Source organism: Streptosporangium sp. NPDC051023, from assembly GCF_040689595.1.
Taxonomy (GTDB): Bacteria; Actinomycetota; Actinomycetes; order Streptosporangiales; family Streptosporangiaceae; genus Streptosporangium.
The window spans coordinates 21,832-44,476 of sequence record NZ_JBFBCE010000057.1; the positions used below are offsets into that span (position 1 = coordinate 21,832).

Here is a 22,645-nt window from a genome sequence, read left to right on the forward strand (position 1 = left end):
TTAGGGGACACGGAACGCCCCTTGTTTCCCGGAAGGCGGGAATGCTTTCACGCCCTCCAGGGTTGAGCGGCATAGACTCAAGTCGTTTGACAAACGTCACACGAAGCTCCACTATGAGTCTGACCCACTCAACTTTGACTACAAGGACGTACTCATGGCACGTGCGGTAGGTATCGACCTGGGGACGACCAACTCCGTCGTCTCGATCCTCGAGGGCGGTGAGCCCACGGTCATCGCCAACGCTCAGGGCTCGCGGACCACGCCGTCCGTGGTCGCCTTCGCGAAGAACGGCGAGGTCCTCGTCGGCGAGGTCGCCAAGCGGCAGGCCGTCACCAACGTCGACCGGACCATCCGCTCGGTCAAGCGGGAGATGGGCACCAACTGGTCCGTCGAGATCGACGGCAAGAAGTTCTCCCCGCAGCAGATCAGCGCCTTCGTCCTGCAGAAGCTCAAGCAGGACGCCGAGGCCTACCTTGGCGAGAAGATCACCGACGCGGTGATCACCGTTCCCGCCTACTTCAACGACGCCCAGCGCCAGGCGACCCAGGAGGCGGGCACCATCGCCGGCCTCAACGTGCTGCGCATCATCAACGAGCCGACCGCGGCCGCGCTCGCCTACGGCCTCGACAAGGAGAAGGACGAGACCATCCTCGTCTTCGACCTCGGCGGCGGCACCTTCGACGTGTCCCTGCTCGACGTCGGCCAGGAGGACGGCCACGGCTTCGTCGAGGTCAAGGCCACCAGCGGCGACAACCACCTCGGTGGTGACGACTGGGACCAGCGCGTCGTCGACGAGCTGGCCAACAGGTTCAAGAACGCCCACGGCGTCGACCTGACCAAGGACAAGATGGCCCTCCAGCGCCTGCGTGAGGCCGCGGAGAAGGCCAAGATCGAGCTCTCCAGCCAGTCGGAGACCTCGATCAACCTCCCCTACATCACCGCCTCCGCCGAGGGCCCCCTCCACCTGGAGGAGAAGCTCACCCGCGCCGAGTTCCAGCGGATCACCTCCGACCTGCTCGAGCGGTGCAAGGGCCCGTTCAACCAGGTCGTCAAGGACGCAGGCATCAAGGTCTCCGACATCGCCCACGTGGTGCTCGTCGGCGGCTCGACCCGCATGCCCGCCGTCGCCGAGCTCGTCAAGGAGCTGACCGGCGGCAAGGAGCCCAACAAGGGCGTCAACCCGGACGAGGTCGTGGCCATCGGCGCCGCCCTGCAGGCCGGTGTGCTCAAGGGTGAGGTCAAGGACGTCCTGCTGCTCGACGTGACCCCGCTGTCGCTGGGCATCGAGACCAAGGGCGGCATCTTCACCAAGATCATCGAGCGCAACACCACGATCCCGACCAAGCGCTCCGAGGTCTTCACCACGGCCGAGGACAACCAGCCGTCGGTGCAGATCCAGGTCTACCAGGGTGAGCGCGAGATCGCGGCCTACAACAAGAAGCTGGCCACCTTCGAGCTGACCGGCATCGCCCCCGCGCCGCGCGGCATCCCGCAGATCGAGGTCACCTTCGACATCGACGCCAACGGCATCGTCAACGTCTCCGCCAAGGACCTCGGTACCGGCAAGGAGCAGACGATGACGATCACCGGCGGCTCGGCGCTGCCGAAGGACGACATCGAGCGCATGATGCGCGAGGCCGAGTCCTACGCCGAGGAGGACAAGAAGCGCCGCGAGGACGCCGAGACGCGCAACAACGCCGACTCGCTCGTCTACCAGACCGAGAAGTTCCTCGGCGAGAACGCCGAGAAGGTCCCGGACGACATCAAGGCCGAGGTCAACGAGTCGCTCGCCGAGCTGAAGAAGACGCTCGAGGGCACCGACTCGGCCGCGATCCGCACCTCCGCGGAGAAGCTCGCCACGGTCAGCCAGAAGATGGGCTCGGCCATCTACGCCCAGTCGCAGGGCGCGGAGGCCCAGGGCGGCGCTCCGGGCGCGGAGAACGCCGAGGGCCAGAAGGCCGACGACGATGTGGTCGAGGCCGAGATCGTGGACGACGAGCCGAAGCGCGAGAACGGCGCGAAGTGACGGCGAGAAAGCCGAGGGGAGCACAAGCGTGAACACGCGTGAGAACGGTTCCGAGCAGGAGCCGGTGATCCGCGACAACCGCAAGATCGACCCGGAGACGGGGCAGGCACGTGAGACGGGCAAGGAGCAGGCCGACCAGCCCGCTCCCGCCTCTGACCTGGCCTCGGTCGAGCTGGCGACCCAGCTCGCCGAGCGGACCGCTGACCTGCAGCGTCTCCAGGCGGAGTACTCCAACTACCGCAAGCGGGTCGATCGTGACAGGGCCGCGGTCAAGGAGCAGGCAGTGGCCGGCGTGCTGGCCGAGCTGCTGCCGGTCCTCGACGACATCGGCAGGGCCCGCGACCACGGCGAGCTCACCGGCGGCTTCGCCAAGGTGAGCGAGTCGCTGGAGGCGGCGACGGGGAAGCTGGGACTGAGCACCTTCGGCACGAAGGGCGAGCCCTTCGACCCGACGGTGCACGAGGCCCTGCTGCACAGCTACTCCCCCGACGTCACCGAGCCGACCTGCGTGGAGATCCTGCAGCCCGGGTACCGAATCGGCGAGCGTGTGCTTCGCCCGGCGCGGGTCGCGGTGGCCGAGCCCGAAGAAGAACCTGTCGCGAGCGACAGCTGAATCCCCCATATCTGAGATCTGAAAAGGAACTGAGATGAGCACCAAGGACTACCTGGAGAAGGACTACTACGCCGTCCTTGGTGTGCCCAAGACCGCCACCGCCGAAGAGATCAAGAAGGCGTACCGGAAGCTGGCCAGGCAGTACCACCCGGACGCCAACCAGGGCAGCACCGAGACCGAGGCCAAGTTCAAGGAGGTCTCGGAGGCCTACGACGTCCTGTCCGACACCAAGCGCCGCAAGGAGTACGACGAGGCGCGGACGCTGTTCGGATCGGGGCTCGGCGGTTACGCGGGAGCCGGGGGGGCTTCTCGCGGGGGTGGGTTCCCTTTCGACCTGGGAGACCTGTTCGGAGGCACCCACCAGCAGGGCGGCACGGGCGGCGGGGGCATCGGCGACATCTTCGGTGGCATCTTCAACCGGGGCGGTGGCACGCCCCGCACCGGGGGGGCGACCACCAGGGCGCGGCGCGGCCAGGACGTGGAGACAGAGGTCACCCTCTCCTTCGGCGAGGCCGTCGAGGGCAGCACGGTCTCGCTCCGCCTGACCAGTTCCTCCGCCTGTACGGCGTGCACGGGCACGGGAGCCAAGGCCGGAACGACCCCGCGGGTCTGCCCGACCTGTGAGGGAACCGGCGCGGCCAGCCGGAACCTGGGCAACTTCGCCTTCTCCGAGCCGTGCCGCGACTGCAAGGGCAGGGGCCTGCTGGTCGACGACCCGTGCCCGGTGTGCGAGGGGAGCGGGCGGGGCAAGAGCACCCGCACGATCCAGGCACGCATCCCGGCCGGAGTCGGCGACGGCCAGCGCATCAAGATCAAGGCCAAGGGCGCGCCCGGCGAGAACGGCGGCCCCGCGGGTGACCTGTACGTCCAGATCCACGTCAAGCCGCACCCTGTCTTCGGCAGGACCGGCGAGAACCTGACGATCACCGTGCCCGTCACCTTCACCGAGGCCGCGCTCGGCGCCGAGATCAAGGTGCCGATCCTCAAGGGACTGCCGGTCACGCTGCGCATTCCCGAGGGCACCCCGAACGGCCGCACCTTCAGAGTGCGGGGCAGGGGCGTCGCCCGCAAGGACGGCACGAAGGGCGACCTGCTCGCCACGGTCGAGGTTCTCGTCCCCCAGCAACTCGAGGACAAGGCGCGAGGAGCCCTGGAGGAGTTCCGCGACGCCACCACGGGTGGTGACCCGAGGGCCGAGCTCATCGAACTGGCCAGAAGTGAGTAGCCCATGGACGCCAACTACTTCGATCTGTCGGACGACACTCCCGTATACGTGATCTCGGTGGCGGCCCAGTTATCGGGCCTGCACCCCCAGACCCTGCGCCAGTACGACCGTCTCGGCCTGGTCAGCCCAGGCCGTACGGCGGGGCGCGGGCGCCTGTACTCAACCCGCGACATCGTGATGCTCCGCGAGGTGCAGCGCCTCTCCCAGGAGGAGGGCATCAACCTCGCGGGCATCAAGCGGATCCTGACGCTGGAGACCGAGGCCCTGCGCCTGCGTGACGAGAACCACCGCCTGCGCGCCGAGATGGCCATGATCCGCGCGCTGATCCAGTACCAACTGCCGCCCGCCTGACCACTCCATCTCGAAGGCCGGGGGGATCACACGGCGCCGGTCACCGGTGCCACAGCCGCCGAACGGAGCAAGGCAGATCAGCATGGAATACAAGCTCACCAAGAAGAGCCAGGAGGCCCTCTCCTCCGCGATCAGGCGCGCCTCCGCGGAGGGCAACCCCGAGGTCGCCCCGGCCCATCTGTTCACCTCGCTGCTCGCCCAGACCGGGGGCACCGCCGTACCCCTGCTCGAAGCCGTCGGCGCCGACTGGCGGCAGCTGCGCACCGAGGTGGAGACGCAGCTCGCGGCCCTGCCGAAGGCGCAGGGGTCGACGGTCAGCGCCCCCGCGAGCTCGCGACAGCTCCTCACGGTGCTGAACACGGCGGCCCAGCGGGCGACCCAGCTGGAGGACCTGTACGTCTCGACCGAGCACCTCCTGGTCGGTCTCGCCGCGGACGGCGGCCCGGTCGCCGGGCTGCTCAAGGCGAGCGGCGCGACCCCGAACGCCCTGCTGGACGCCTTCGAGAAGGTACGCGGGCACGCCAGGGTGACCAGCGAGACGCCGGAGGACACCTACCAGGCTCTGGAGAAGTACGGCGTCGACCTGACCGAGCGGGCCAGGGCGGGCAAGCTGGACCCGGTGATCGGCCGTGACTCGGAGATCCGCAGGGTGATCCAGGTGCTCAGCCGCAGGACCAAGAACAACCCGGTGCTCATCGGTGAGCCCGGCGTCGGCAAGACCGCCGTCGTCGAGGGGCTGGCCCAGCGGATCGTCGCGGGCGACGTGCCCTCGAGCCTGCGCGACAAACGCCTGGTCGCATTGGACCTGGGGGCGATGGTCGCGGGGGCGAAGTACCGCGGCGAGTTCGAGGAGCGGCTCAAGGCCGTGCTCAGTGAGATCAAGGAGAGCGACGGGCAGGTCGTCACCTTCATCGACGAGCTGCACACCATGGTCGGCGCGGGCGCGGGCGAGGGCGCGATGGACGCGGGCAACATGCTCAAGCCCATGCTGGCCAGGGGCGAGCTGCGGATGATCGGCGCGACGACCCTCGACGAGTACCGCGAGCGGATCGAGAAGGACCCCGCGCTTGAGCGACGTTTCCAGCAGGTCTACGTGGGTGAGCCGACGGTCGAGGACACCATCGCGATCCTGCGTGGTCTCAAGGGCCGTTACGAGGCGCACCACCAGGTCCAGATCTCCGACGGCGCGCTCGTCTCCGCCGCCGCGCTCTCCGACCGCTACATCACCTCCAGGTTCCTGCCGGACAAGGCGATCGACCTCGTCGACGAGGCCGCGTCCCGGCTGCGCATGGAGATCGACTCCCGCCCCGTTGAGATCGACCAGCTCCAGCGGAACGTGGACCGGATGAAGATGGAGGAGCTGGCGCTCGCCAAGGAGACCGACGAGAGCAGCCTCCAGCGCCTTGAGCGGCTGCGCAGGGAGCTCGCCGACCGGCAGGAGGAGCTCAACGGCCTCGTCGGACGCTGGGAGCGGGAGAAGGCCGGGCTCAACCGGGTCGGCGACCTGAAGAAGCAGCTCGACGAGGTGCGCGGCGCCGCAGAGCGGGCGCAGCGCGACGGCGACTTCGAGGCCGCGTCCCGGCTGATGTACGCCGAGGCGCCCAGGCTCGAGGCCGAGCTGGCCGCGGCGACCGCGGCCTCCCAGCCCGAGGACCCGATGGTCAAGGAGGAGGTCGGCCCGGACGACATCGCCCAGGTCATCTCCTCGTGGACGGGCATCCCCGCGGGCCGCCTGCTCGAAGGCGAGAGCTCGAAGCTGCTGCGCATGGAGGACGAGCTCGGCAGGCGTCTGATCGGCCAGAAACCGGCCGTCCAGGCCGTCTCCGACGCCGTACGGCGGGCACGCGCGGGCATCTCCGACCCCGACCGGCCGACCGGCAGCTTCCTGTTCCTCGGCCCGACCGGCGTCGGCAAGACCGAGCTGGCCAAGTCGCTGGCCGACTTCCTGTTCGACGACGAGCGGGCCATGGTCCGCATCGACATGAGCGAGTACGGCGAGAAGCACAGCGTCGCGCGCCTCGTGGGCGCCCCGCCCGGATACGTCGGTTACGAGGAGGGCGGCCAGCTCACCGAGGCGGTGCGGCGCAGGCCGTACGGCGTGGTGCTGCTCGACGAGGTCGAGAAGGCCCATCCGGAGGTCTTCGACGTCCTGCTCCAGGTGCTCGACGACGGGCGGCTCACCGACGGGCAGGGCAGGACCGTCGACTTCCGCAACGTGATCCTGATCCTCACCTCCAACATCGGCTCGCAGTTCCTCGTGGACCCGAGCCTGGACAGGGAGACCCAGCGCAAGGCCGTGATGGACGCGGTCAGGGGCTCCTTCAAGCCGGAGTTCCTCAACCGCCTCGACGAGGTGATCCTGTTCGACGCGCTCGGCACCGAGGAACTGTCCAGGATCGTGGACCTGCAGGTGGCGCACCTCGCCAAGCGCCTGGCCGACCGGAGGCTGACGCTGACGGTGACCCCGGCGGCGCGCGACTGGCTGGCGCTGACCGGTTACGACCCCCTGTACGGCGCGCGCCCGCTGCGCCGTCTGGTCCAGTCGGCGATCGGCGACAAGCTGGCCAAGGAGGTGCTCTCCGGTGAGGTCCAGGACGGCGACGAGGTCCTGGTCGACCTCGACGAGACGAGCGACACGCTGGCGATCGGCCCTGCGGTAAGGAATTGACCAGCATCCGGTCAAGCGCGCCCCTCACCCGACTCCCCCTGTTACGTTCGGCAGTCTTCCGACCACCAAACGCAACAGGGGGACGTGCATGTCGAACGCGTCACGGAACGTCCGAGGAATCCTCACGGCGGCGCTCACCACTGCCCTCGCCACCGGGATCGCGGCCGGTCTCGGCCTGCCGCTGACCGCTCCGGTCCCGGCGGAGGCGGCCACGTCCTGTCAGGGGCGGGACATGGTGACGGCCCCGGGGTCCACGGTGACCGTCTGCGACAGGACCGGCGCCGCCGGGATCGCGGCGGCCCTCGACGGACCGAACAGGCTCGCGACAGCCCTCGACGGGCGGGACAGGGGCGCGGCGCCCCTCGACGGGCCGGGCACGCTCACGACGGCCATCGACGGACCGGACAAGGGCGTGACAGCCCTCGACGGGCCGGACAGGCTCGCGCGGACCGCGGGCCTGCCCGGGCTCTCCCGGGCCTCCGCGGTAACCAGCCTCGCCGACACCGCCGGTGTCGCCGCGGGCACCGGCGTAACCGCGATGCCGCTCGGCGCCCCGGCCTCTCCCAGGCTCGCCTGGGTCGGCGTCCTGACCGACATGCCGGACGCGCCGGGTCTGCCCCTCACCGCCGATCTCCACGGCCTCCAGGACGCCACGAGTGGGTTCACCAGGATCCCCGTCTCCGCGGTGCCCTCGACGCCGGGCCTCACCGACCCGGCGGACGCGTGGCCGGACGGCACCGCGCCGGTGCTGCCGCGCTCCGGCCTGGTGAAGACCGTGACGGACGGCCTCCCCGCCCCGGTCGGGCCTGGCGCCCCCGCGGCCGGGGGCGGGCACAAGGCTCCGTCCTCCGGTGTCGCCCGGGTGATCGGGGAGAAAGGGGCCTCCGGGCTTCCCGGCGCCGGGACGCTGGTCCAGGATCTCGGACTCGACCGGCACTGACCCCTGGGCCGTGCCCAGAACCACGGCCGCTACCTCCGGCGCGACACACCGGGCACGGACCGCCGTGGCACACCGGACGCGGACACCGACCGTCAGGACACGTCGAACGGATCTTCGGGCACCTCGGGAGCGACACGCAGGGCGGGTCGCCGAGACCGTCAGCGCGACACGTCGAGCAGGGCGTCGAGCTCGTCCTCGGGAAGCCCCAGGTCCACTCTGATCCGATAGCGGGCACGGAGCAGCGCCGTGTGCTCCCCGCTGTCCCGCACCGCCCTGTGAGCCCCCTCGGTGGCCCATAGGTGCGCCTGCCGCAGGTCCCCATAGGCGACGAGGGTCTCGGCGACCGTGAGGGCGGTCGCCGCGGTCACCTCGTCGTCGGTCCTGATCGCCTCGATGACCTGCCGTGCCTCGTCCGGCTGTTCGAGCTCGAAGAGGGTGTCGGCGATCCCCGCCCTCGGATCGACGCTCACCTCCCCGCCGTCGTCAACCGCCCGCTGAAAGCAGTCAAGGGCGTGGGCGGGCTGTCCCGCCTGCCGCCACTCCTCCGCGGCGAGCACGAGAATCGCGGCCCGCGAGATGTCTCCTGACACGTAAGCCCCGACCAGCGCTTCCAGCCGCCGGGCGAGGGCCTCGTGATCGTCGGCCAGAAGTGCCTGCTCAAGCAACCGATCCAGTTGCTCACGTGTCACATGCGCCACATCGCGAGAGTAGCGAGCGCCGCTCGGTTTCGTCCGCACAACGGCAGGTATTCCTTCCACAACCACTTGTAAACGATTGACTACCATCCGCGTGTTTCGCCAGGAAAGCGGGCATATGGCAGGCGTCTCCTGCCTCGTGGAGCGTTATGTTTGGAGGGGCTGCGATGGGCATGTCCAAGCAGACGACCTTCACTCTGACCTTCCTCGCGGGACTTTCGGTGATCGTTCCGGGGTGCGCCGGTTACCTCTCCGCGAGGATGGACGCCGTCGAGCGGGCGCACCGCGAACTCGTCTCCCTGGAGAGCCGGATACGGCAGGAGCAGCTCACCGCACCGGCCCGAGAAGCGGACGGAGATCGGAACGAGACGGTCGCCGTACCGGGCACGGTTCTCTGCGACATGACGCCGCGGTCCCGGCAGGGGGACCGGAGAGAGCCAAGGGCCGCCGCGCTGGCCCGTGCCTCCGAGGCCCCCGAGAGCCTTCCCAGGAGCGGGTCCGGGGCGCGCAGACCCGCCTCCGAGGGAGCCGGGGTCGCCGCGGGCCAGGAGGAGGCCGGGAGGCAGTCGCAGAACTCCGACCACGAGCACAGGCGCAGGCACAGGGAGAACCGGGAGCAGGCGGGTGCCTCCGAGTGCGAGACGGCCTCCGAGACCCCCTCCCCTTCCTCCTCGCCGACCGATGAGGGCTCCACGACCGACGGGGAGGTCTCCGACCCCTCTCAGGCGGAGGCTCCCGTGAACTGACGGCTCAGGTAACCCCGGACCAAGCGCTTCGCCTCGGCCACGATCTCGGGCGCGCCCTCGGGGTCACGACGGAAGGCCAGTTTGAGCACCGCGTCTCCGGCCTCGACCGCGACGAGGATGGCCAGGTCGAGCTCCTCGCTGTCCGCCAGGCCGTACTCCTGAAGCAGGAGCCCGCGCAGTCTGCCCGCGATCACCGCGTTGTTGTCGGAGACCCCGTCGAGCAGGTTGAGGCCGACGACGTCGCCGAAGTGCAGGACGCGGAAACCTGGAACGGTCCTGTGCATGTCGACGTACTCGTCGATGATCGCGTCGACCGCGTCCCACCAGCCCCCGTAGTCCTCTGACAGGAAGCGCCGTCCGACCCGGGAGACGAACTGCTCCACGTGGCGTCTGGTCACCGCCTGGGTGATGGCCCGTTTGTCGGGGAAGAACTGGTAGATCGAGCCGATCGCGACACCCGCGCGTTCGGCGATCCTGGTGGTGGACAACGCCTCGTAGCCGATCTCGTCCAGTAGGTCGGCACAGGCGTCAAGCATCCTCTCGACGCGGCGCGCGCTGCGTCGCTGGGTCGGCTGACGCCGCAGCGGGGCTTCGCACGGCTCCTCAGCAGGCAAGGTCACCCCACCATCTTGCCCGCCCGACCCCCTCCCGGTCAGTCCCTCTCTGCCAATCGTGTGATTTTCCCGCCCGCGCGTCCCCGTCAACTCGGGGTCGCGGCCAGGCCCGCGCAGCCACGCAGCGCCTTCCAGTTGGCCACGGCCTGCTGCCTGCCCGCCGCGGCGACCGGAACCGGCACGCCGCCCTGGATGGTGGCCGGGGTCCAGCGGTCCTTGAGCACCTTGCGCCCGTTGATCGTCAGGGTGAGCACGCCGGTCCTGCCGGTGTCCGGGCCCCAGTTGTAGAAGGCGAAGTTGCCCATGCCGTAGTTGACGTAGCCGTTCCTGAGGTAGCCGCTGCCGAGCAGGATGTGCGCGTGGCCGCCGACGACGACGTCCGCGCCCGCCGCGATCAGCTTGGGCGCCAGGGCACGCTGGGCCTCGTTCGGGCATTTCTGCAGCTCGGTACCCCAGTGCAGGTGGACGATCACGGTGTCGGAGTTCTTACGCGCCTTGCGCACCTCCTGCAGCAACCGCGCCTCGTTCTTCGCGGAGGCGAGCCCGCCCTGCCGGTCTGTCGCGGTCCACGCCTGGATGAACTCGGCGTCGAGCACCTGGGTGGCGCCGATGATGGCGACGCGGTTGCCGTTCACCGTCGTCCGCCACGGCTTGTAGGCCTCGTCCTCGTTCCCGCCGATGCCCACGACGGGGAACTTCGAGCGCTTGATCGCGGCCAGGGAGTCGGCGAGTCCTCCCTGCATGTAGTCCATGCCGTGGTTGTTCGCCATGGACGCGACGTCGACCCCGGCCGCCTTGAGCGCGGTGAGCGCGGTCGCGGGGGCGCGGAAGGTGAACTGCTTGCCGGGGGCGGGGGTGCCGCCGGTGGTGATCGCGGTCTCCAGGTTCACCATCGCGAGGTCGGAGGCGCCGAGCACCTTGGCGATCGGGCCGAGCGCGGTCTTCGGGTCGGCGTTGAGCCTGTTGCGCAGCACCCCCTCGAAGTGCACGTCGCCCCCGAAGGAGATGGTGTACGGCAGGCGCTCACGCTCAGGCGTCGGCTCGGCGGAGGTTGGGGTGGTCGGCTTCTCGACGACGTCCGACGTGGCCGTGGGGGTCGCGGACTCGGCCGCCGAGCAGGCCGTGCCGAAAAGGGCGGAGGCGGCGACGGCCGCGGCCACGACGAGGCGGCGGGGGATATACGTGTCCATCGCTATCCGAGGATGCCACCCCACCCGCGATGTGTGGAACAACCAGGCCGTGAAGAACCGATTCCATCAAGTTTGAATGACTCAAATACTTGAATCATTCCGGTTTAGTGCATAGCGTGGGCCCATGGAGGACGAGGACCGGCTCCGCCAGGCAGGACTGCGGGTGACCGCGGCACGACTGGCGATCATGCAGACCGTGCGGGAAGGCGACCACCTGGACGTGGACGCCGTCCACCGTGGCGTGCGGAGGCGGGTCGGTCAGGTCTCCCTGCAAGCCGTCTATGACTCCCTGCACGCGCTGCATCGAGGCGGGCTGCTACGGCGGATCGAACCCGCGGGCAGCCCGGCCCGATACGAGACGCGGGTCGGTGACAACCATCACCACCTCGTCTGCAGACAGTGCGGGCGGGTCACCGACGTTGACTGCGCCGTTGGACACGCTCCGTGCCTCGACCCCGTCTCCGACGCCGGATATCTGGTCGACGAGGCGGACGTCATCTACTGGGGCGTGTGTCCCGACTGTCGTTCCGAAGACGCTCGATGAAGAGAACCCCGGAGGACCGATCATGAGCACCAGGCCCACCACCACGACCGACGCCGGAATTCCCGCCCCCAGTGACGAGCACTCCCAGTCGATCGGAGCGAACGGGCCCCTGCTGTTGCAGGACCACTACCTGATCCAGAAGATGGCCCACTTCAACCGGGAGCGGGTGCCCGAGCGCGTGGTCCATGCCAAGGGCGGCGGCGCGCACGGCATCCTCCAGATCACCGAGGACGTCAGCCAGTTCACCAAGGCGGGCCTGTTCCAGAAGGGCAAGGAGACCCCGCTCTTCCTGCGCTTCTCCTCGGTCGCCGGTGAGCTCGGCAGCGCCGACACCGGGCGTGACCCGCGCGGGTTCGCGATCAAGTTCTACACCGAAGAGGGCAACTACGACATCGTCGGCAACAACACGCCGATCTTCTTTATTCGCGACCCGCAGAAGTTCTCCGACTTCATCCACAGCCAGAAGCGCCGCGCGGACACCAACCTGCGCGACCACAACATGCAGTGGGACTTCTGGACGCTCTCACCCGAGACCGCCCACCAGGTCACCTTCCTGATGACCGACCGCGGCACCCCGGCGTCCTGGCGCCACGTGCACGGCTTCGGCTCGCACACCTTCCTGTGGTACAACGCGGCGGGCGAGAAGTTCTGGATCAAGTACCACTTCAAGACCGACCAGGGCATCAAGAACCTCACCGACGCCGAGGCGGGCGCGCTCGCCGCGCAGGACGCCGACTACCACATCCGTGACCTGCACACCGCGATCAAGAACGGCGACCACCCGTCCTGGACGGTGAACGTGCAGGTCATGCCGTTCGAGGACGCCGCTGACTACCGGTTCAACCCGTTCGACCTGACCAAGGTGTGGCCGCACGCCGACTACCCCGAGATCACGATCGGCAAGTTCGTCCTGAACCGGAACCCGGAGAACTACTTCGCCGAGGTCGAGCAGTCGGGCTTCGAACCCGCCAACCTGGTGCCCGGCATCGGGCCGTCCCCGGACAAGATGCTCCAGGGCCGTCTGTTCTCCTACCCCGACGCCCACCGCTACCGCATCGGCACCAACTATCTGCAGCTGCCGATCAACCGGCCGCTGTCGCCCGTCCACAGCTACAACAAGGACGGCCAGATGACCTTCGTCAACCCCGCCGACCCGGTCTACGCCCCGAACACCGTCGGCGGCCCCGTCGCCGACCCGGCGCTGTTCAAGGGCGAGGACTACCACGTGAGCGGTGAGATCATCCGCTCCGCCTACACCCTGCACAGCGAGGACGACGACTACGTCCAGCCGCGTGCCCTGTGGGAGAACGTCCTGTCCGACACCGACCGCTCCCACCTGGTGAGCAACATCGTCGGCCACGCCTCGGCCCCCGAGGTGACGGCGGAGACGAAGAAGCGCGTCGTCGAGTACTGGACCAACATCCACAAGGACCTCGGCCAGGGCGTCGCCCAGGGCCTCGGCGTCAGCGAGTGAGCACCCTCGCGGTCCACGCCGGATGATCCGGGGCGGACCGTGAGCCTCCTGTGGGGCCCGCGCGCGTGCGCGCGGGTCCTTCCGGTTCTCCGGGGAGCCCTCCAGCAGCTCGGGACGCCACCGAAAGGAAGCGGCGGCGACACGCTGCCGAACGATTCGGCGACCGGCCTTCCCCGAGGAAACCCGTGTTCAACGGGGTCCCCGTAACTCTCGGTTCCGCACCATTGCCTGACTGTTCGAAAAACAAGGATCGGCGCGCATTAGGCTTGCGCAGGTGACCACCCCTCCAGAACAGGACCGCCTGCACACCCAGCTCGCCTTCGCCATGGAGATCGACAAACTCAGACGCGTCGTCCGCCGAAACACCCTCATGGACGGGTCCCGGCGGGAAAACGATGCCGAGCACTCGTGGTACGTGGGCATGCTGGCAATGATCCTGGCCGAGCACGCCCCGCCGGGCACCGACCTGGACAGGGTCATCGCGATGCTGCTCGTCCACGACATTGTCGAGATCGACGCCGGAGACACGTTCATCTACGACGCGGGAGCCGTCGAGGCGCAGCTCGGCATCGAGCGCAAGGCGGCCGACCGGATCTTCGGGTTGCTCCCCGAGGACCAGGCGGTACGGCTCCGCGCACTGTGGGACGAGTTCGAGGAGCGCAAGACCCCGGAGGCACGGTTCGCCAAGGCGCTCGACAGGATCGCGCCAATCATGGCCAACCACCACAACGAGGGCGGCACCTGGTCGCTGTACAAGGTGACGGCCGAGCAGGTCCTGGAGAAGGTGAAGATCATCGAGGAGGGGTCGCCGACGCTCGGCTCCTATGCCACAGAGATCATCGAGCTCTCCGTCAGCCGGGGGCATCTAGCGCGTGCATGACATGGTTCCCGGGTAGGTCCCTACTGGGTTGAGAAGGGGGCGATCGTGAAGGAAACAGTCAAAACGAAACGCCGTAGCTTCAGACATCTCGTACCCCCGGTCGACGTCGCAGGGCGGATCGAACGATCGGACAGGATGGACAGACCGATCCGGGTGCTGGCCAAGGCCGTACGGCGGCGCATCGGCCCCGGATGGCTGCGCGACGTGTTACACGGGGTTCCGACCGGCAAACCACTTCACCCACCGCTCACCGACCTCAGCCTGGGCTGCTGGCTGGCGACCGCGGTGCTCGACCTGACCGGCGCCGATCCCCGCGCGGCGCGCGCGGTGCTCGCGACGGGCATCGCGGGAGCGATTCCCGCGGCCGCGGCTGGGATCACCGACTGGTCGGCGCTCCATCGGGAGCAGCAACGAGTCGGGTTCGTGCACGCGATCGCCAACCTCACCGCTCTGGGACTGTACGCCGGTTCCCTGGCCCTGCGGCTCGCCGGGGACGACAGACGCGGCAAGCTGCTGTCGTTCGCCGGCCTGGGCGCGGCGGGCGCGGGCGGCTATCTCGGGGGCCACCTGGCCTACCGGCAGGCCGCGGGGGCCAACCACGCCGAGTCGGTCACCCACCTGGTCCCGCTGGGCTGGCACGACCTGTGCGAGCTCAAGGACCTACCCGAGGGGCGCCCGGTGGCCAGACGGCTGGGCTACATCGACCTGTTCGTGCTGCGGATCGGTGAGGGGGCCGTCGTGCTGGCCGACCACTGCTCCCATCTAGCCGGGCCGCTGCACCAGGGACAGCTGGTCTCCGACCAGGGCACGACCTGCGTGGTGTGCCCGTGGCACGGCAGCGCCTTCCGGCTGACGGACGGCACGGTCGCGCACGGTCCCGCCACGGCCCCGCAGCCGTACTTCGAGACCCGGATCCGCCGCGACGGCGTGCTCCAGGTCCGGCCGGCCCCGCTCTGACCGGCCAGCCCCGCTCTGACCGGCCGGACCCGGCCCGGTCGGCTCAGCCCGATCCGGCCCGATCGGCCCGATCGGTCCGATCGGGCCGGTCCGCTCAGTCGGGCCTGCCGTCCGCGGGGTGCTCGACCAGGGCGAGGATCCGGCTGGACATGAAGCGAGCGGTGCGCACCGCCGTACCGCTCCGGGTGACCTCGCTCACCTCGACCACGCCACCGCGGCGGTTCGCCACCTCTACCCGGCGGCCCGCCCTGGTGGCGACGACTTCGTAGGTACGCGAGCTGTCACCCGCGTCGATGACGATCTCTACCCTGTCGCCTTTCATGTCTGCTTTATGCCCAAAAGTGGGAGAATTTAGGCGTAGATCAGCTTGACCATCGCCACGATGCCGACGCAGACGATGATCCCCCGCAGCACCGGCGCGGGCAGCTTCCTGCCGAATTTCGCACCGAAGAAACCACCGATCGTCGCGCCGAGCGCGACCAGCGCGACCCCGCGCCAGTCGACCTCGGCGACCATGATGAACAGCAGCGCCGCGGTGCCGTTCACCAGCAGCGCGAGCACGTTCTTTGCGGCGTTGACCCGCTGCAGGTCCTCGTCCAGGACGCTGCCGAGCAGTCCGATGAGGAGCACTCCCTGCGCCGCGCCGAAGTAGCCGCCGTAGATCCCCGCACCGAGGACCCCGAGCCACAGCCAGGGGCCGCCGTGCGGGTGGGAGCCCTCCCGCCGGGCGTTGAGCCACCTGTTGAGCCTGGGCTGGATCACCACCAGCACGCACGACAGGCCGATCAGGATGGGGACCACCACGTTGAACGTTTTGGCGGGCAGGTACAGCAGCAGCAGGCCGCCGATCACCGCGCCGAGGACGGATCCGGTCCCCAGCCGGATCAGTCTCGTCCGCTGCCCCTTCAGCTCGGCGCGGTAGCCGAGCACGCTGGTCAGCGATCCCGGCACCAGCCCGATGTTGTTGGAGACGTTCGCGACGATCGGCGGTATCCCCACCGCGACCATCGTCGGAAATGTGAGCAACGACCCCGAGCCCACGACGGCGTTGATGCCCCCGGCCCCGACTCCGGCCGCGAAGATCGCGACCGCCTCCCACGGCGTCATCCTTCTCCCTTGCTCGTACGGCTCGCGCCCGTGAACGGTGCACGGCACTCACCGGATGCTAGGAGGAGGACACGACCTAGTCGGCGGCGGGGGTCTCCTTACCGCTGAACAGGCCACCGAGGCTCTCGACCGCCTTGGCCATCTCGGATGGAACGATCCACACCTTGTTCGCGTCGCCCTTGGCGATCTCCGGGAGCGTCCTGAGGTACTGGTAGGCGAGAAGCCGCTGGTCCGGCTTGCCCTCGTGGATTGCGCGGAAGACCATGCCGATCGCGTCCGCCTCGCCCTTCGCCCGCATCGCCTTGGCCTCCGCGTCGGCCTGGGCCCTGAGCACGACGGCCTCCGCCTCGCCGCGCGCCTTGAGCACCGCGGCCTGCTTGTGCCCCTCCGCGGTCAGGATGGCCGCCTGCTTCTGCCCCTCTGCCACGAGCACGGCTGCCCGCTTGTCCCGATCGGCGCGCATCTGGCGCTCCATCGACTCCTGGATGGCAGCCGACGGCTGGATCGCCTTGAGCCTGACCCGACCGACCCTGACCCCCCAGCTCCCCGCCCCGTCGAGCGCCTCACGCAGCTCGGAGTTGATCTCCTCGCGCGAGGTCAGCACCCGCTCCAGGTCCATGCCGCCGATCACGTTACGCAGCGTGGTCACGGTGAGCTGCTCGACCCCGGTCAGGAAGTCAGTGATCTCGTAGGTCGCGGCCCGCGGGTCGGCGACCCGGAAGTGCACGACCGTGTCGACGGAGACGAGGAGGTTGTCCGAGGTGACGACGGGCTGCGGCGGGAAGGAGACGACCTGTTCGCGCAGGTCGACCGTCCGCTTGAGCCGGTCGATGAAGGGGACCACGAGGTTCAGGCCAGGGGAGAGTGTCCGGTGGTAGCGCCCCAGTCGCTCCACGACCCCCGCGGTGGCCTGTGGAACGATATGGATCGCCCGGAAGAGGGCGAAGCCGACGGCGGCCACCACGACGAGCGCGGCAAGAAACGGTTCCATGAGCCACTCCCGGACGGTCGAGTCAAGTGGATCTCTCTCGTTCGGAAATGATATTTGGTTTTCTCGTTACCGACCTCTGAACAGCGTAAACAGGCTCAGAACTGGTGCGCGCGGGCGTACCACCGGTCGTCGCGCCCGCGTTCGAGGGTGAGCGGGACGGCAAATGTCCGGGAAAGGTGTTCCGCGGTCATCACCTGATCGATCGGCCCCTGGGCGACGACCGAGCCGTGCCGCAGCAGCAGCGCGTGGGTGAAGCCGCTGGGCACCTCCTCGACGTGATGGGTGACCAGCACCATCGTCGGCGCCTTCGGGTCGTGGGCGAGCGCCGACAGGCGGCGGACCAGGTCCTCCCTGCCGCCGAGGTCCAGGCCCGCGGCGGGCTCGTCGAGCAGCAGCAGCTCGGGATCCGGCATGAGCGCCCTGGCGATCTGCACCCTCTTGCGCTCCCCCTCGGACAGGGTGTTGAAGCGGCGCCGGATCAGGTGGGCGCAGCCGAGCTGGTCGATCAGCTCGACGGCCCTGGTGACGTCGTTGGAGTCGTACTCCTCCGTCCAGCGCCCGAGGATCGCGTACGACGCGGTGAGCACCAGGTCGATGACCTTCTCCTCCGGCGGGACCTTCTCCGCGAGCGCGGCGCTCGCGAGGCCGATGCGGGGACGCAGGTCGAACACGTCACTCTGGCCGAGCCGTTCGCCCAGGATCTCGACGACGCCCTCGGTCGGGAACAGCATCGCCCCGACGACCTGCAGCAACGTCGTCTTCCCCGCGCCGTTGGGACCGATGACGACCCACCGCTCGTCCTCGTGAACGGTCCAGTCGATGTCCCGCAGCAGGGCCGCCCCGTCCCTGCGGACGGTGACGTCCTGTAGCCGAAGCACCTGACCGCCCATCCCTTACCCCTCCTTGAGAGTCGCTGGAACAAAACCTATTGCAGGGCAAGCGCATATCGTGGATCGGTGCACCCTGATTCACAGATCTCGGCCACCTTGGTCTGCTGGGGCAACGCCTGGCTCACCGGGCAGGTCGGCCTCGACGAGGCCGCCGACCGCGTGGAACGACAGGCAGGCCCCCAACTCGTCGCCGATGAGACGGGCGATGTCCCCCTGCGCGGCTTCCTCGCCGATTTGCGGGTCGAGGGCATGCGTTCGCTGCGCCTGGCGCTTCCCGTCGCGGGCGACCCGCTCGGACTCACCGGCCCGCCCTCCTTCAACTCCGCGGCGATCGAGGCCGGGCAGGCGGCGATAGCCGTGTTCCCCGGCAGATGCCTGGGCATGGTCCCGGTTCGGGACCGCCGCGGATCATCGTACGCCGGGGTGCGCTGGAGCGTGCTTGCGGCCAGCGTGAACATTCCGGACATTCCTTCCCTCTCCGAGGCCGAGCACGCCCTGACCCTGGCGATGCGCGAGGCCACGGACGCCCTGGTCGGCGTCGAGGGCCCCGCCCAGGGGCACCAGCGGGTGAGAACCGTCGACGACGGCCTGGCGCCGGGCTACCCCGCCCGCGCCCACCGGGTCGCCGCCCTGGCCGCCCGACTCACCGCGGTGCTCCAGATCGCCGACGAGCGGGGGCTCACCTCCGGCCAGGTCGCGGTTAGGAGCCAGGCCCTGCGCGCCCTGGACCGCGCCGTACGGCGAGCCCGCGTGGCCGCCCACCACGCCATCTCAGAACTGGTCTGACCGGGCACGAGCCCTCCGGGCTCAGGCCAGGCCGTGCCGTACCGCGTAGAGGGCCGCCTGGGTCCGGTCCTGGACCCCCAGCTTCATCAGCACGTTGGAGACATGGGTCTTCACGGTCTTCTCCGCCACAGCCAGCTCGCGGGCGATCTCACGGTTCGACCGGCCCGAGGCGATCAGGGCGAGCACCTCGCGCTCCCGTTCGGTGAGCGGCATCACCTGCCCGGCCGTCGTGGACACGGAGGCGGGGACGGGGGAACCCGACAGCATGGCCTCCGCGGCCTCGGCGGCCAGCAGCACCTGGCCACCGTGAACCGCCCGGATGGCCTGGACGAGCGCCGTGGGATCGACGTCCTTGTAGAGGAACCCGGCCGCGCCCGCCCGCATGGCGGGGGCGACGTCCTGCCGGTCGGCGACCGAGGTCAGCACCAGCACGCGGGGCGAAAGTCCTCGCTCCCTGAGCCGGAGCAGCGTTCCGTGCCCGTCCAGGACGGGCATCTTCAGGTCGAGCAGCAGCACGTCCGGATCCAGTGACTCCGTCAGCGCGACGGCCTCCGCGCCGTCCGCGGCCTCCCCCACGACGACGAGGTCGTCCTGCAGGTCCAGGAAGGTGCGCAGCCCCTGCCTGACGACCGGGTGGTCGTCGGCGATGAGCACCCGGATCACACGGGCACCTCCATCCGCACCAACGTCCCGAGACCCGGGTCCGACCTGACGTGCACGCTTCCTCCCAGGGCCTGCGCCCTGTCCTCCATCGACGCGATGCCGAGGCCCCGGCCCGTCGCGGCGGCCACGTCGAAGCCCGTCCCGTCGTCACGCACCTCGAGGACGACCCTGCCCGCCTCACAGCCGAGCCGTACACCGACGGCGCGCGCCTTCGAGTGCCGTGAGGCGTTGTGCAGCGCCTCCTGGGCCACCCGCAGCACCGCGACCTCGGTCATCGGCTCCAGCTCGCACACCGGCGACTCCTCGAACGTGAACGACGCCGGATGCAGCCGGTCCAGCAGGCGGACGTGTTTGCGGAGCGTCTCCGCCAGGCCGTGCCGGTCGAGCTCGGCGGGACGGAGCTCGACGATCACCGCGCGCAGCTCGGCCAGTGCCTCTCCGGCCAGCCGCTCGACCCGGTCGATCTCGCACAGCGCCCGTTCCGGGTCGCGGCGAACCAGGGAGGACGCCGCCTGGGCGGTGAGCCTGAGCGAGAACAGCTTCTGGGTCACCGCGTCATGCAGCTCCCTGGCCATCCGGGTGCGTTCCTCGACCAGCGCCAGCTCCCTGCCGCGCTCGTAGAGGCGCGCGTTGGTCAGGGCGATCGCGGCGTGCGCGGCGAACATGGTGAGCAGGCTCTGGTCCGCCTCGGTGAAACCACCCGGCGACCGCTTGTTGGACAGGAAGATGATGCCGAGCACCTGATCGCCGTCGCGGATCGGCACGCCGAGGAAGTCCTTGAGCACCGGGTGCGCCCTCGGCCAGTACTCGAACCTGTGGTCCTTGCGGATGTCGGGCAGCCTGACCGGCGTGCCCTCGCGCAGCATCGCGCCGAGCATGCCGTGCTGGCGCGGCATCGGACCGATCGCGTCCCACTCCTCCTCGGAGATGCCCTCGGCGACGAACTCGGCGAACGCCCCCTCGTCGTCGGGCACGCCGAGCGCGGCGTAGCGAGCGTCCAGCAGTTGCTGCGCCGAGCGCACGATGACCTGGAGCACCTCCCGGACGGACAGGTGCCTGGTCACCGCGAGAACGGCGGAGCTGACCGCGTGCAGGACGGCGTCCCGGTCATCCCCAACGGATCCCACGGAGAAACTCTAGGCGCAGGCGGTGGGTGGCCGCGTTACGCCATCGGTCCTAGGTCCATCAGCCCAGACGGGAGCGGGTCCTGTGACCGATGTGGGCGGGCCGCCCACTTCCTAGCGTCAAGGCTTGACCTCCTCCCCTCCCCGAGGGGAGGAGATTCCCGCGGTCGCCCGCAGGGTTTCCTGTTTCACCGCCGGCCGCCCGCCCGAAAAGGATCTTTCGTTGGGGTCTTACACCAGCTCCGCAGGCGTTTCACCTCTCCGCCGGCCCGGCGGCGAGGGTGGAACCGATCGTGCGAGTGGCGGCTTGGTCATCGCCGCCACCGAACACATTAACGAAACCTGCGGCGTCGTGCCGCGTTTCCTCCCGGCCCTGAAGGACCGGGTCTCCACGCTTAAGGAGTTTCGATGACGAAGACCGCACTCATCACCGGCGCCTCCCGTGGACTCGGCCTGGCGCTGGCCCGTTCCCTGGCCGCCGACGGCTGGCGGCTCATCCTCACCGCGCGGGGCGCGGACGCGCTCGAACCCGTCGCGGGCGAACTCGGCGCCCTCGCGCTCGCGGGGGACGTCGCCGATCCGGCCCACAGGGAACGGCTGGCGCGCGCCGTACGGGAGGAGGGTGGCCTGGACCTGCTCGTCAACAACGCCTCCGGGCTGGGCGCCGTCCCGCTTCCCCCGCTCGCCGGCTACCCGCTCGACGCGCTCAAGGATCTGTTCGGAGTCAACACGCTGGCACCGCTCGCGCTGATCCAGGCGGCGCTGCCCTGGCTCAGGCAGCGGCGGGGCGCGATCGTCAACATCTCCTCGGACGCGGCGACCGAGGCCTACGAGGGCTGGGGCGGCTACGGGGCGACGAAGGCCGCGCTGGAGCTGCTGTCCAGCGTGCTGGCCGTCGAGGAGCCCACCGTCGCGGTCTGGTGGGTCGATCCGGGAGAGATGAACACGGCCATGCTCGCCGCGGCGGTCGGCACCGGAGACGCGGCGGCGGCCCCCGGTCCGGAAACGGTCCTCCCCACATTGCGGCGGCTGATCGACGAACGCCCGGCGAGCGGGCGGGTGGTCCGCCCGTGAACGCACCGGTGACGAACGCCATGGCCGCGGACTTCGTGCTCCCGCAGGAGCTTGAGGCGCACGAGCCACCGGAGGAACGGGGGCTGGCTCGTGACGGGGTACGTCTTCTGGTCTCGCGGGGCGGCACGGGCGAGATCGGCCATCACAGGTTCGCCGACCTGCCCGGCCTGCTCAGCCCCGGTGACCTCCTGGTGGTCAACGACTCGGCGACCCTCCCCGCCGCGGTCCGGCTCGACCGGCTCGCGGTGCACTTCTCGACCGAGCGCGAGGACGGGACCTGGCTGGTCGAGCTGCGCCGCCGGGGTGAGCCGTACAGGGGCGGCGCTCCCGGGGAGTGGCTGCCGCTGCCGGGCGGAGCCACGCTGCGGCTGCTCGAGCGGGAGACACCGCGGCTCTGGCGGGCCAGGCTTGACCGCGACGTCCCCGCCTACCTGCGCCGGTACGGCGTGCCGATCCGCTACTCCTACGTGGACCGCGACTGGCCGCTGTCGCATTACCAGACCGTGTTCGGGGCACGGCCGGGCAGTGCGGAGATGCCCAGCGCGGGACGGCCGTTCACCGCCGAGCTGGTGACCCGGCTCGTGACGCGCGGGATCGGTGTCGTGCCGATCACCCTGCACACCGGGGTCGCCTCCCCGGAGAAGGACGAGCCGCCCTATCCGGAACGGTTCGAGGTGTCGGAGGCGACGGCACGGCAGGTGGCGTTCACCCGCGCGTCGGGAGGACGGGTGATCGCGGTGGGCACGACCGTGGTGCGAGCGCTGGAGACGGCCGGGCTTGCCGCCGGCGAGGTCAGGGCGGCACGGGGCTGGACCTCCCACATCGTCACCCCCTCCGCCGGGGTGAAGGTGGTGAACGGCCTGATCACCGGCCTGCACGAGCCCCGCTCAAGCCATCTGCTGATGCTGTCCGCGATCACCGGGGGCGACCTGCTGTCACGGTCGTACGCCGAGGCGCTCCGCGAAGGCTATCTCTGGCACGAGTTCGGCGACCTCCATCTGATTTTCGGTTGACCCAGTCAGTCACAAGGAGTTTCCAAGTGGACCTCCGCATGCTGATACCAGCAATTAACGGGGGAACACAAAAT

General features: G+C 69.6%; 22 protein-coding genes and 1 pseudogene. 14 read left to right on the top strand and 9 right to left on the bottom strand.

Annotated features, from left to right (window positions below; all coding sequences use genetic code 11):
• Positions 1-154 precede the first annotated feature (154 nt).
• The 6 genes and pseudogenes from dnaK (at position 155) to AB0395_RS30960 (ending at position 7,823) form a co-directional block, all read left to right on the top strand.
• Complete coding sequence (gene dnaK / locus AB0395_RS30935; protein ID WP_366287171.1) at positions 155-2,026, top strand: molecular chaperone DnaK; 1,872 nt, start codon at positions 155-157, stop codon at positions 2,024-2,026.
• A 28-nt stretch (positions 2,027-2,054) separates the two neighbouring features.
• Positions 2,055-2,639, top strand: coding sequence for a nucleotide exchange factor GrpE (grpE, locus tag AB0395_RS30940; protein WP_366287173.1), 585 nt, complete (start codon positions 2,055-2,057; stop codon positions 2,637-2,639).
• 34 nt (positions 2,640-2,673) lie between these two features.
• Positions 2,674-3,864, top strand: coding sequence for a molecular chaperone DnaJ (dnaJ, locus tag AB0395_RS30945; protein ID WP_366287175.1), 1,191 nt, complete (start codon positions 2,674-2,676; stop codon positions 3,862-3,864).
• A gap of 3 nt (positions 3,865-3,867) precedes the next feature.
• Positions 3,868-4,143 (top strand): annotated as a pseudogene (locus AB0395_RS30950) (helix-turn-helix transcriptional regulator); the annotation flags it as partial.
• 154 nt (positions 4,144-4,297) lie between these two features.
• On the top strand, positions 4,298-6,883 hold the full coding sequence (gene clpB / locus AB0395_RS30955) for an ATP-dependent chaperone ClpB (protein ID WP_366287177.1): 2,586 nt from the start codon (positions 4,298-4,300) through the stop codon (positions 6,881-6,883).
• A gap of 88 nt (positions 6,884-6,971) precedes the next feature.
• The gene (locus AB0395_RS30960) at positions 6,972-7,823 is read left to right on the top strand and encodes a hypothetical protein (RefSeq protein ID WP_366287179.1); all 852 of its coding nucleotides are present in this window, start codon (positions 6,972-6,974) and stop codon (positions 7,821-7,823) included.
• A gap of 158 nt (positions 7,824-7,981) precedes the next feature.
• Here AB0395_RS30960 and AB0395_RS30965 read toward each other — a convergent pair whose 3' ends face one another.
• Entirely contained in the window at positions 7,982-8,521 is a 540-nt protein-coding gene (locus tag AB0395_RS30965) for a hypothetical protein (protein ID WP_366287180.1), read from the bottom strand.
• 170 nt (positions 8,522-8,691) lie between these two features.
• Here AB0395_RS30965 and AB0395_RS30970 point away from each other — a divergent pair, with 170 nt between their 5' ends.
• On the top strand, positions 8,692-9,264 hold the full coding sequence (locus AB0395_RS30970) for a hypothetical protein (protein WP_366287182.1): 573 nt from the start codon (positions 8,692-8,694) through the stop codon (positions 9,262-9,264).
• On the opposite strand, the gene AB0395_RS30975 is transcribed toward AB0395_RS30970, so the two are convergent.
• Both AB0395_RS30975 and AB0395_RS30980 read right to left on the bottom strand, forming a co-directional pair.
• On the bottom strand, positions 9,240-9,884 hold the full coding sequence (locus AB0395_RS30975) for a TetR family transcriptional regulator (RefSeq protein WP_366287184.1): 645 nt from the start codon (positions 9,882-9,884) through the stop codon (positions 9,240-9,242). The two genes, AB0395_RS30970 and AB0395_RS30975, sit on opposite strands and share 25 nt — an antisense overlap.
• Before the next feature lie 80 nt (positions 9,885-9,964).
• Complete coding sequence (locus AB0395_RS30980) at positions 9,965-11,068, bottom strand: CapA family protein (protein ID WP_366287186.1); 1,104 nt, start codon at positions 11,066-11,068, stop codon at positions 9,965-9,967.
• Between the two features lie 124 nt (positions 11,069-11,192).
• Between AB0395_RS30980 and AB0395_RS30985 the strand changes: the two genes are divergently transcribed.
• From AB0395_RS30985 to AB0395_RS31000, 4 genes are all read left to right on the top strand, one after another.
• Positions 11,193-11,612, top strand: coding sequence for a Fur family transcriptional regulator (locus AB0395_RS30985; RefSeq protein WP_366287188.1), 420 nt, complete (start codon positions 11,193-11,195; stop codon positions 11,610-11,612).
• Positions 11,613-11,634: 22 nt separating this feature from the next.
• Positions 11,635-13,086 (top strand): catalase, encoded by a 1,452-nt coding sequence (locus tag AB0395_RS30990; protein ID WP_366287189.1) that lies wholly within the window; start codon positions 11,635-11,637, stop codon positions 13,084-13,086.
• Positions 13,087-13,411: 325 nt separating this feature from the next.
• Positions 13,412-13,966, top strand: coding sequence for an HD domain-containing protein (locus AB0395_RS30995; protein WP_366287231.1), 555 nt, complete (start codon positions 13,412-13,414; stop codon positions 13,964-13,966).
• A gap of 135 nt (positions 13,967-14,101) precedes the next feature.
• Positions 14,102-14,923, top strand: coding sequence for a Rieske (2Fe-2S) protein (locus AB0395_RS31000; protein ID WP_366287191.1), 822 nt, complete (start codon positions 14,102-14,104; stop codon positions 14,921-14,923).
• Between the two features lie 94 nt (positions 14,924-15,017).
• On the opposite strand, the gene AB0395_RS31005 is transcribed toward AB0395_RS31000, so the two are convergent.
• The 4 genes from AB0395_RS31005 to AB0395_RS31020 all read right to left on the bottom strand — a co-directional run bounded on the left by AB0395_RS31005 (position 15,018) and on the right by AB0395_RS31020 (position 17,911).
• On the bottom strand, positions 15,018-15,245 hold the full coding sequence (locus tag AB0395_RS31005; protein WP_366287192.1) for a hypothetical protein: 228 nt from the start codon (positions 15,243-15,245) through the stop codon (positions 15,018-15,020).
• A gap of 29 nt (positions 15,246-15,274) precedes the next feature.
• On the bottom strand, positions 15,275-16,030 hold the full coding sequence (locus AB0395_RS31010) for a sulfite exporter TauE/SafE family protein (RefSeq protein WP_366287233.1): 756 nt from the start codon (positions 16,028-16,030) through the stop codon (positions 15,275-15,277).
• A gap of 76 nt (positions 16,031-16,106) precedes the next feature.
• On the bottom strand, positions 16,107-17,021 hold the full coding sequence (locus AB0395_RS31015; protein WP_366287193.1) for an SPFH domain-containing protein: 915 nt from the start codon (positions 17,019-17,021) through the stop codon (positions 16,107-16,109).
• A gap of 95 nt (positions 17,022-17,116) precedes the next feature.
• Positions 17,117-17,911, bottom strand: coding sequence for an ABC transporter ATP-binding protein (locus AB0395_RS31020; RefSeq protein WP_366287194.1), 795 nt, complete (start codon positions 17,909-17,911; stop codon positions 17,117-17,119).
• Positions 17,912-17,977: 66 nt separating this feature from the next.
• On the opposite strand from AB0395_RS31020, the gene AB0395_RS31025 reads away from it, so the two are divergent.
• Positions 17,978-18,697 (top strand): hypothetical protein, encoded by a 720-nt coding sequence (locus AB0395_RS31025; protein WP_366287195.1) that lies wholly within the window; start codon positions 17,978-17,980, stop codon positions 18,695-18,697.
• Between the two features lie 21 nt (positions 18,698-18,718).
• On the opposite strand, the gene AB0395_RS31030 is transcribed toward AB0395_RS31025, so the two are convergent.
• Together AB0395_RS31030 and AB0395_RS31035 are read right to left on the bottom strand one after the other, a co-directional pair.
• The gene (locus AB0395_RS31030; RefSeq protein ID WP_366287196.1) at positions 18,719-19,360 is read right to left on the bottom strand and encodes a response regulator transcription factor; all 642 of its coding nucleotides are present in this window, start codon (positions 19,358-19,360) and stop codon (positions 18,719-18,721) included.
• Entirely contained in the window at positions 19,357-20,487 is a 1,131-nt protein-coding gene (locus tag AB0395_RS31035) for a GAF domain-containing sensor histidine kinase (RefSeq protein WP_366287197.1), read from the bottom strand. The genes AB0395_RS31030 and AB0395_RS31035 overlap by 4 nt, the downstream gene beginning before the upstream one ends.
• Before the next feature lie 405 nt (positions 20,488-20,892).
• Between AB0395_RS31035 and AB0395_RS31040 the strand changes: the two genes are divergently transcribed.
• A complete protein-coding gene (locus AB0395_RS31040; RefSeq protein ID WP_366287199.1) occupies positions 20,893-21,558 on the top strand; it encodes an SDR family NAD(P)-dependent oxidoreductase in 666 nt (221 codons plus the stop codon).
• Positions 21,555-22,571, top strand: coding sequence for an S-adenosylmethionine:tRNA ribosyltransferase-isomerase (locus AB0395_RS31045; protein ID WP_366287201.1), 1,017 nt, complete (start codon positions 21,555-21,557; stop codon positions 22,569-22,571). Before AB0395_RS31040 ends, AB0395_RS31045 begins: the two co-directional genes overlap by 4 nt.
• Positions 22,572-22,645 lie beyond the last annotated feature (74 nt).

Coding starts and splice junctions, on each gene's coding strand:
- AB0395_RS30980 (WP_366287186.1), bottom strand. CDS start 11,068: ATGGACACGTATATCCCCCGCCGCCTCGTCGTGGCCGCGGCCGTCGCC.
- AB0395_RS30990 (WP_366287189.1), top strand. CDS start 11,635: ATGAGCACCAGGCCCACCACCACGACCGACGCCGGAATTCCCGCCCCC.
- AB0395_RS30995 (WP_366287231.1), top strand. CDS start 13,412: ATGGAGATCGACAAACTCAGACGCGTCGTCCGCCGAAACACCCTCATG.
- dnaK (WP_366287171.1), top strand. CDS start 155: ATGGCACGTGCGGTAGGTATCGACCTGGGGACGACCAACTCCGTCGTC.
- AB0395_RS31040 (WP_366287199.1), top strand. CDS start 20,893: ATGACGAAGACCGCACTCATCACCGGCGCCTCCCGTGGACTCGGCCTG.
- AB0395_RS30960 (WP_366287179.1), top strand. CDS start 6,972: ATGTCGAACGCGTCACGGAACGTCCGAGGAATCCTCACGGCGGCGCTC.
- clpB (WP_366287177.1), top strand. CDS start 4,298: ATGGAATACAAGCTCACCAAGAAGAGCCAGGAGGCCCTCTCCTCCGCG.
- AB0395_RS30985 (WP_366287188.1), top strand. CDS start 11,193: ATGGAGGACGAGGACCGGCTCCGCCAGGCAGGACTGCGGGTGACCGCG.
- AB0395_RS31000 (WP_366287191.1), top strand. CDS start 14,102: ATGGACAGACCGATCCGGGTGCTGGCCAAGGCCGTACGGCGGCGCATC.
- AB0395_RS31020 (WP_366287194.1), bottom strand. CDS start 17,911: ATGGGCGGTCAGGTGCTTCGGCTACAGGACGTCACCGTCCGCAGGGAC.
- AB0395_RS31010 (WP_366287233.1), bottom strand. CDS start 16,030: ATGACGCCGTGGGAGGCGGTCGCGATCTTCGCGGCCGGAGTCGGGGCC.
- AB0395_RS31015 (WP_366287193.1), bottom strand. CDS start 17,021: ATGGAACCGTTTCTTGCCGCGCTCGTCGTGGTGGCCGCCGTCGGCTTC.
- AB0395_RS30970 (WP_366287182.1), top strand. CDS start 8,692: ATGTCCAAGCAGACGACCTTCACTCTGACCTTCCTCGCGGGACTTTCG.
- AB0395_RS31005 (WP_366287192.1), bottom strand. CDS start 15,245: ATGAAAGGCGACAGGGTAGAGATCGTCATCGACGCGGGTGACAGCTCG.
- dnaJ (WP_366287175.1), top strand. CDS start 2,674: ATGAGCACCAAGGACTACCTGGAGAAGGACTACTACGCCGTCCTTGGT.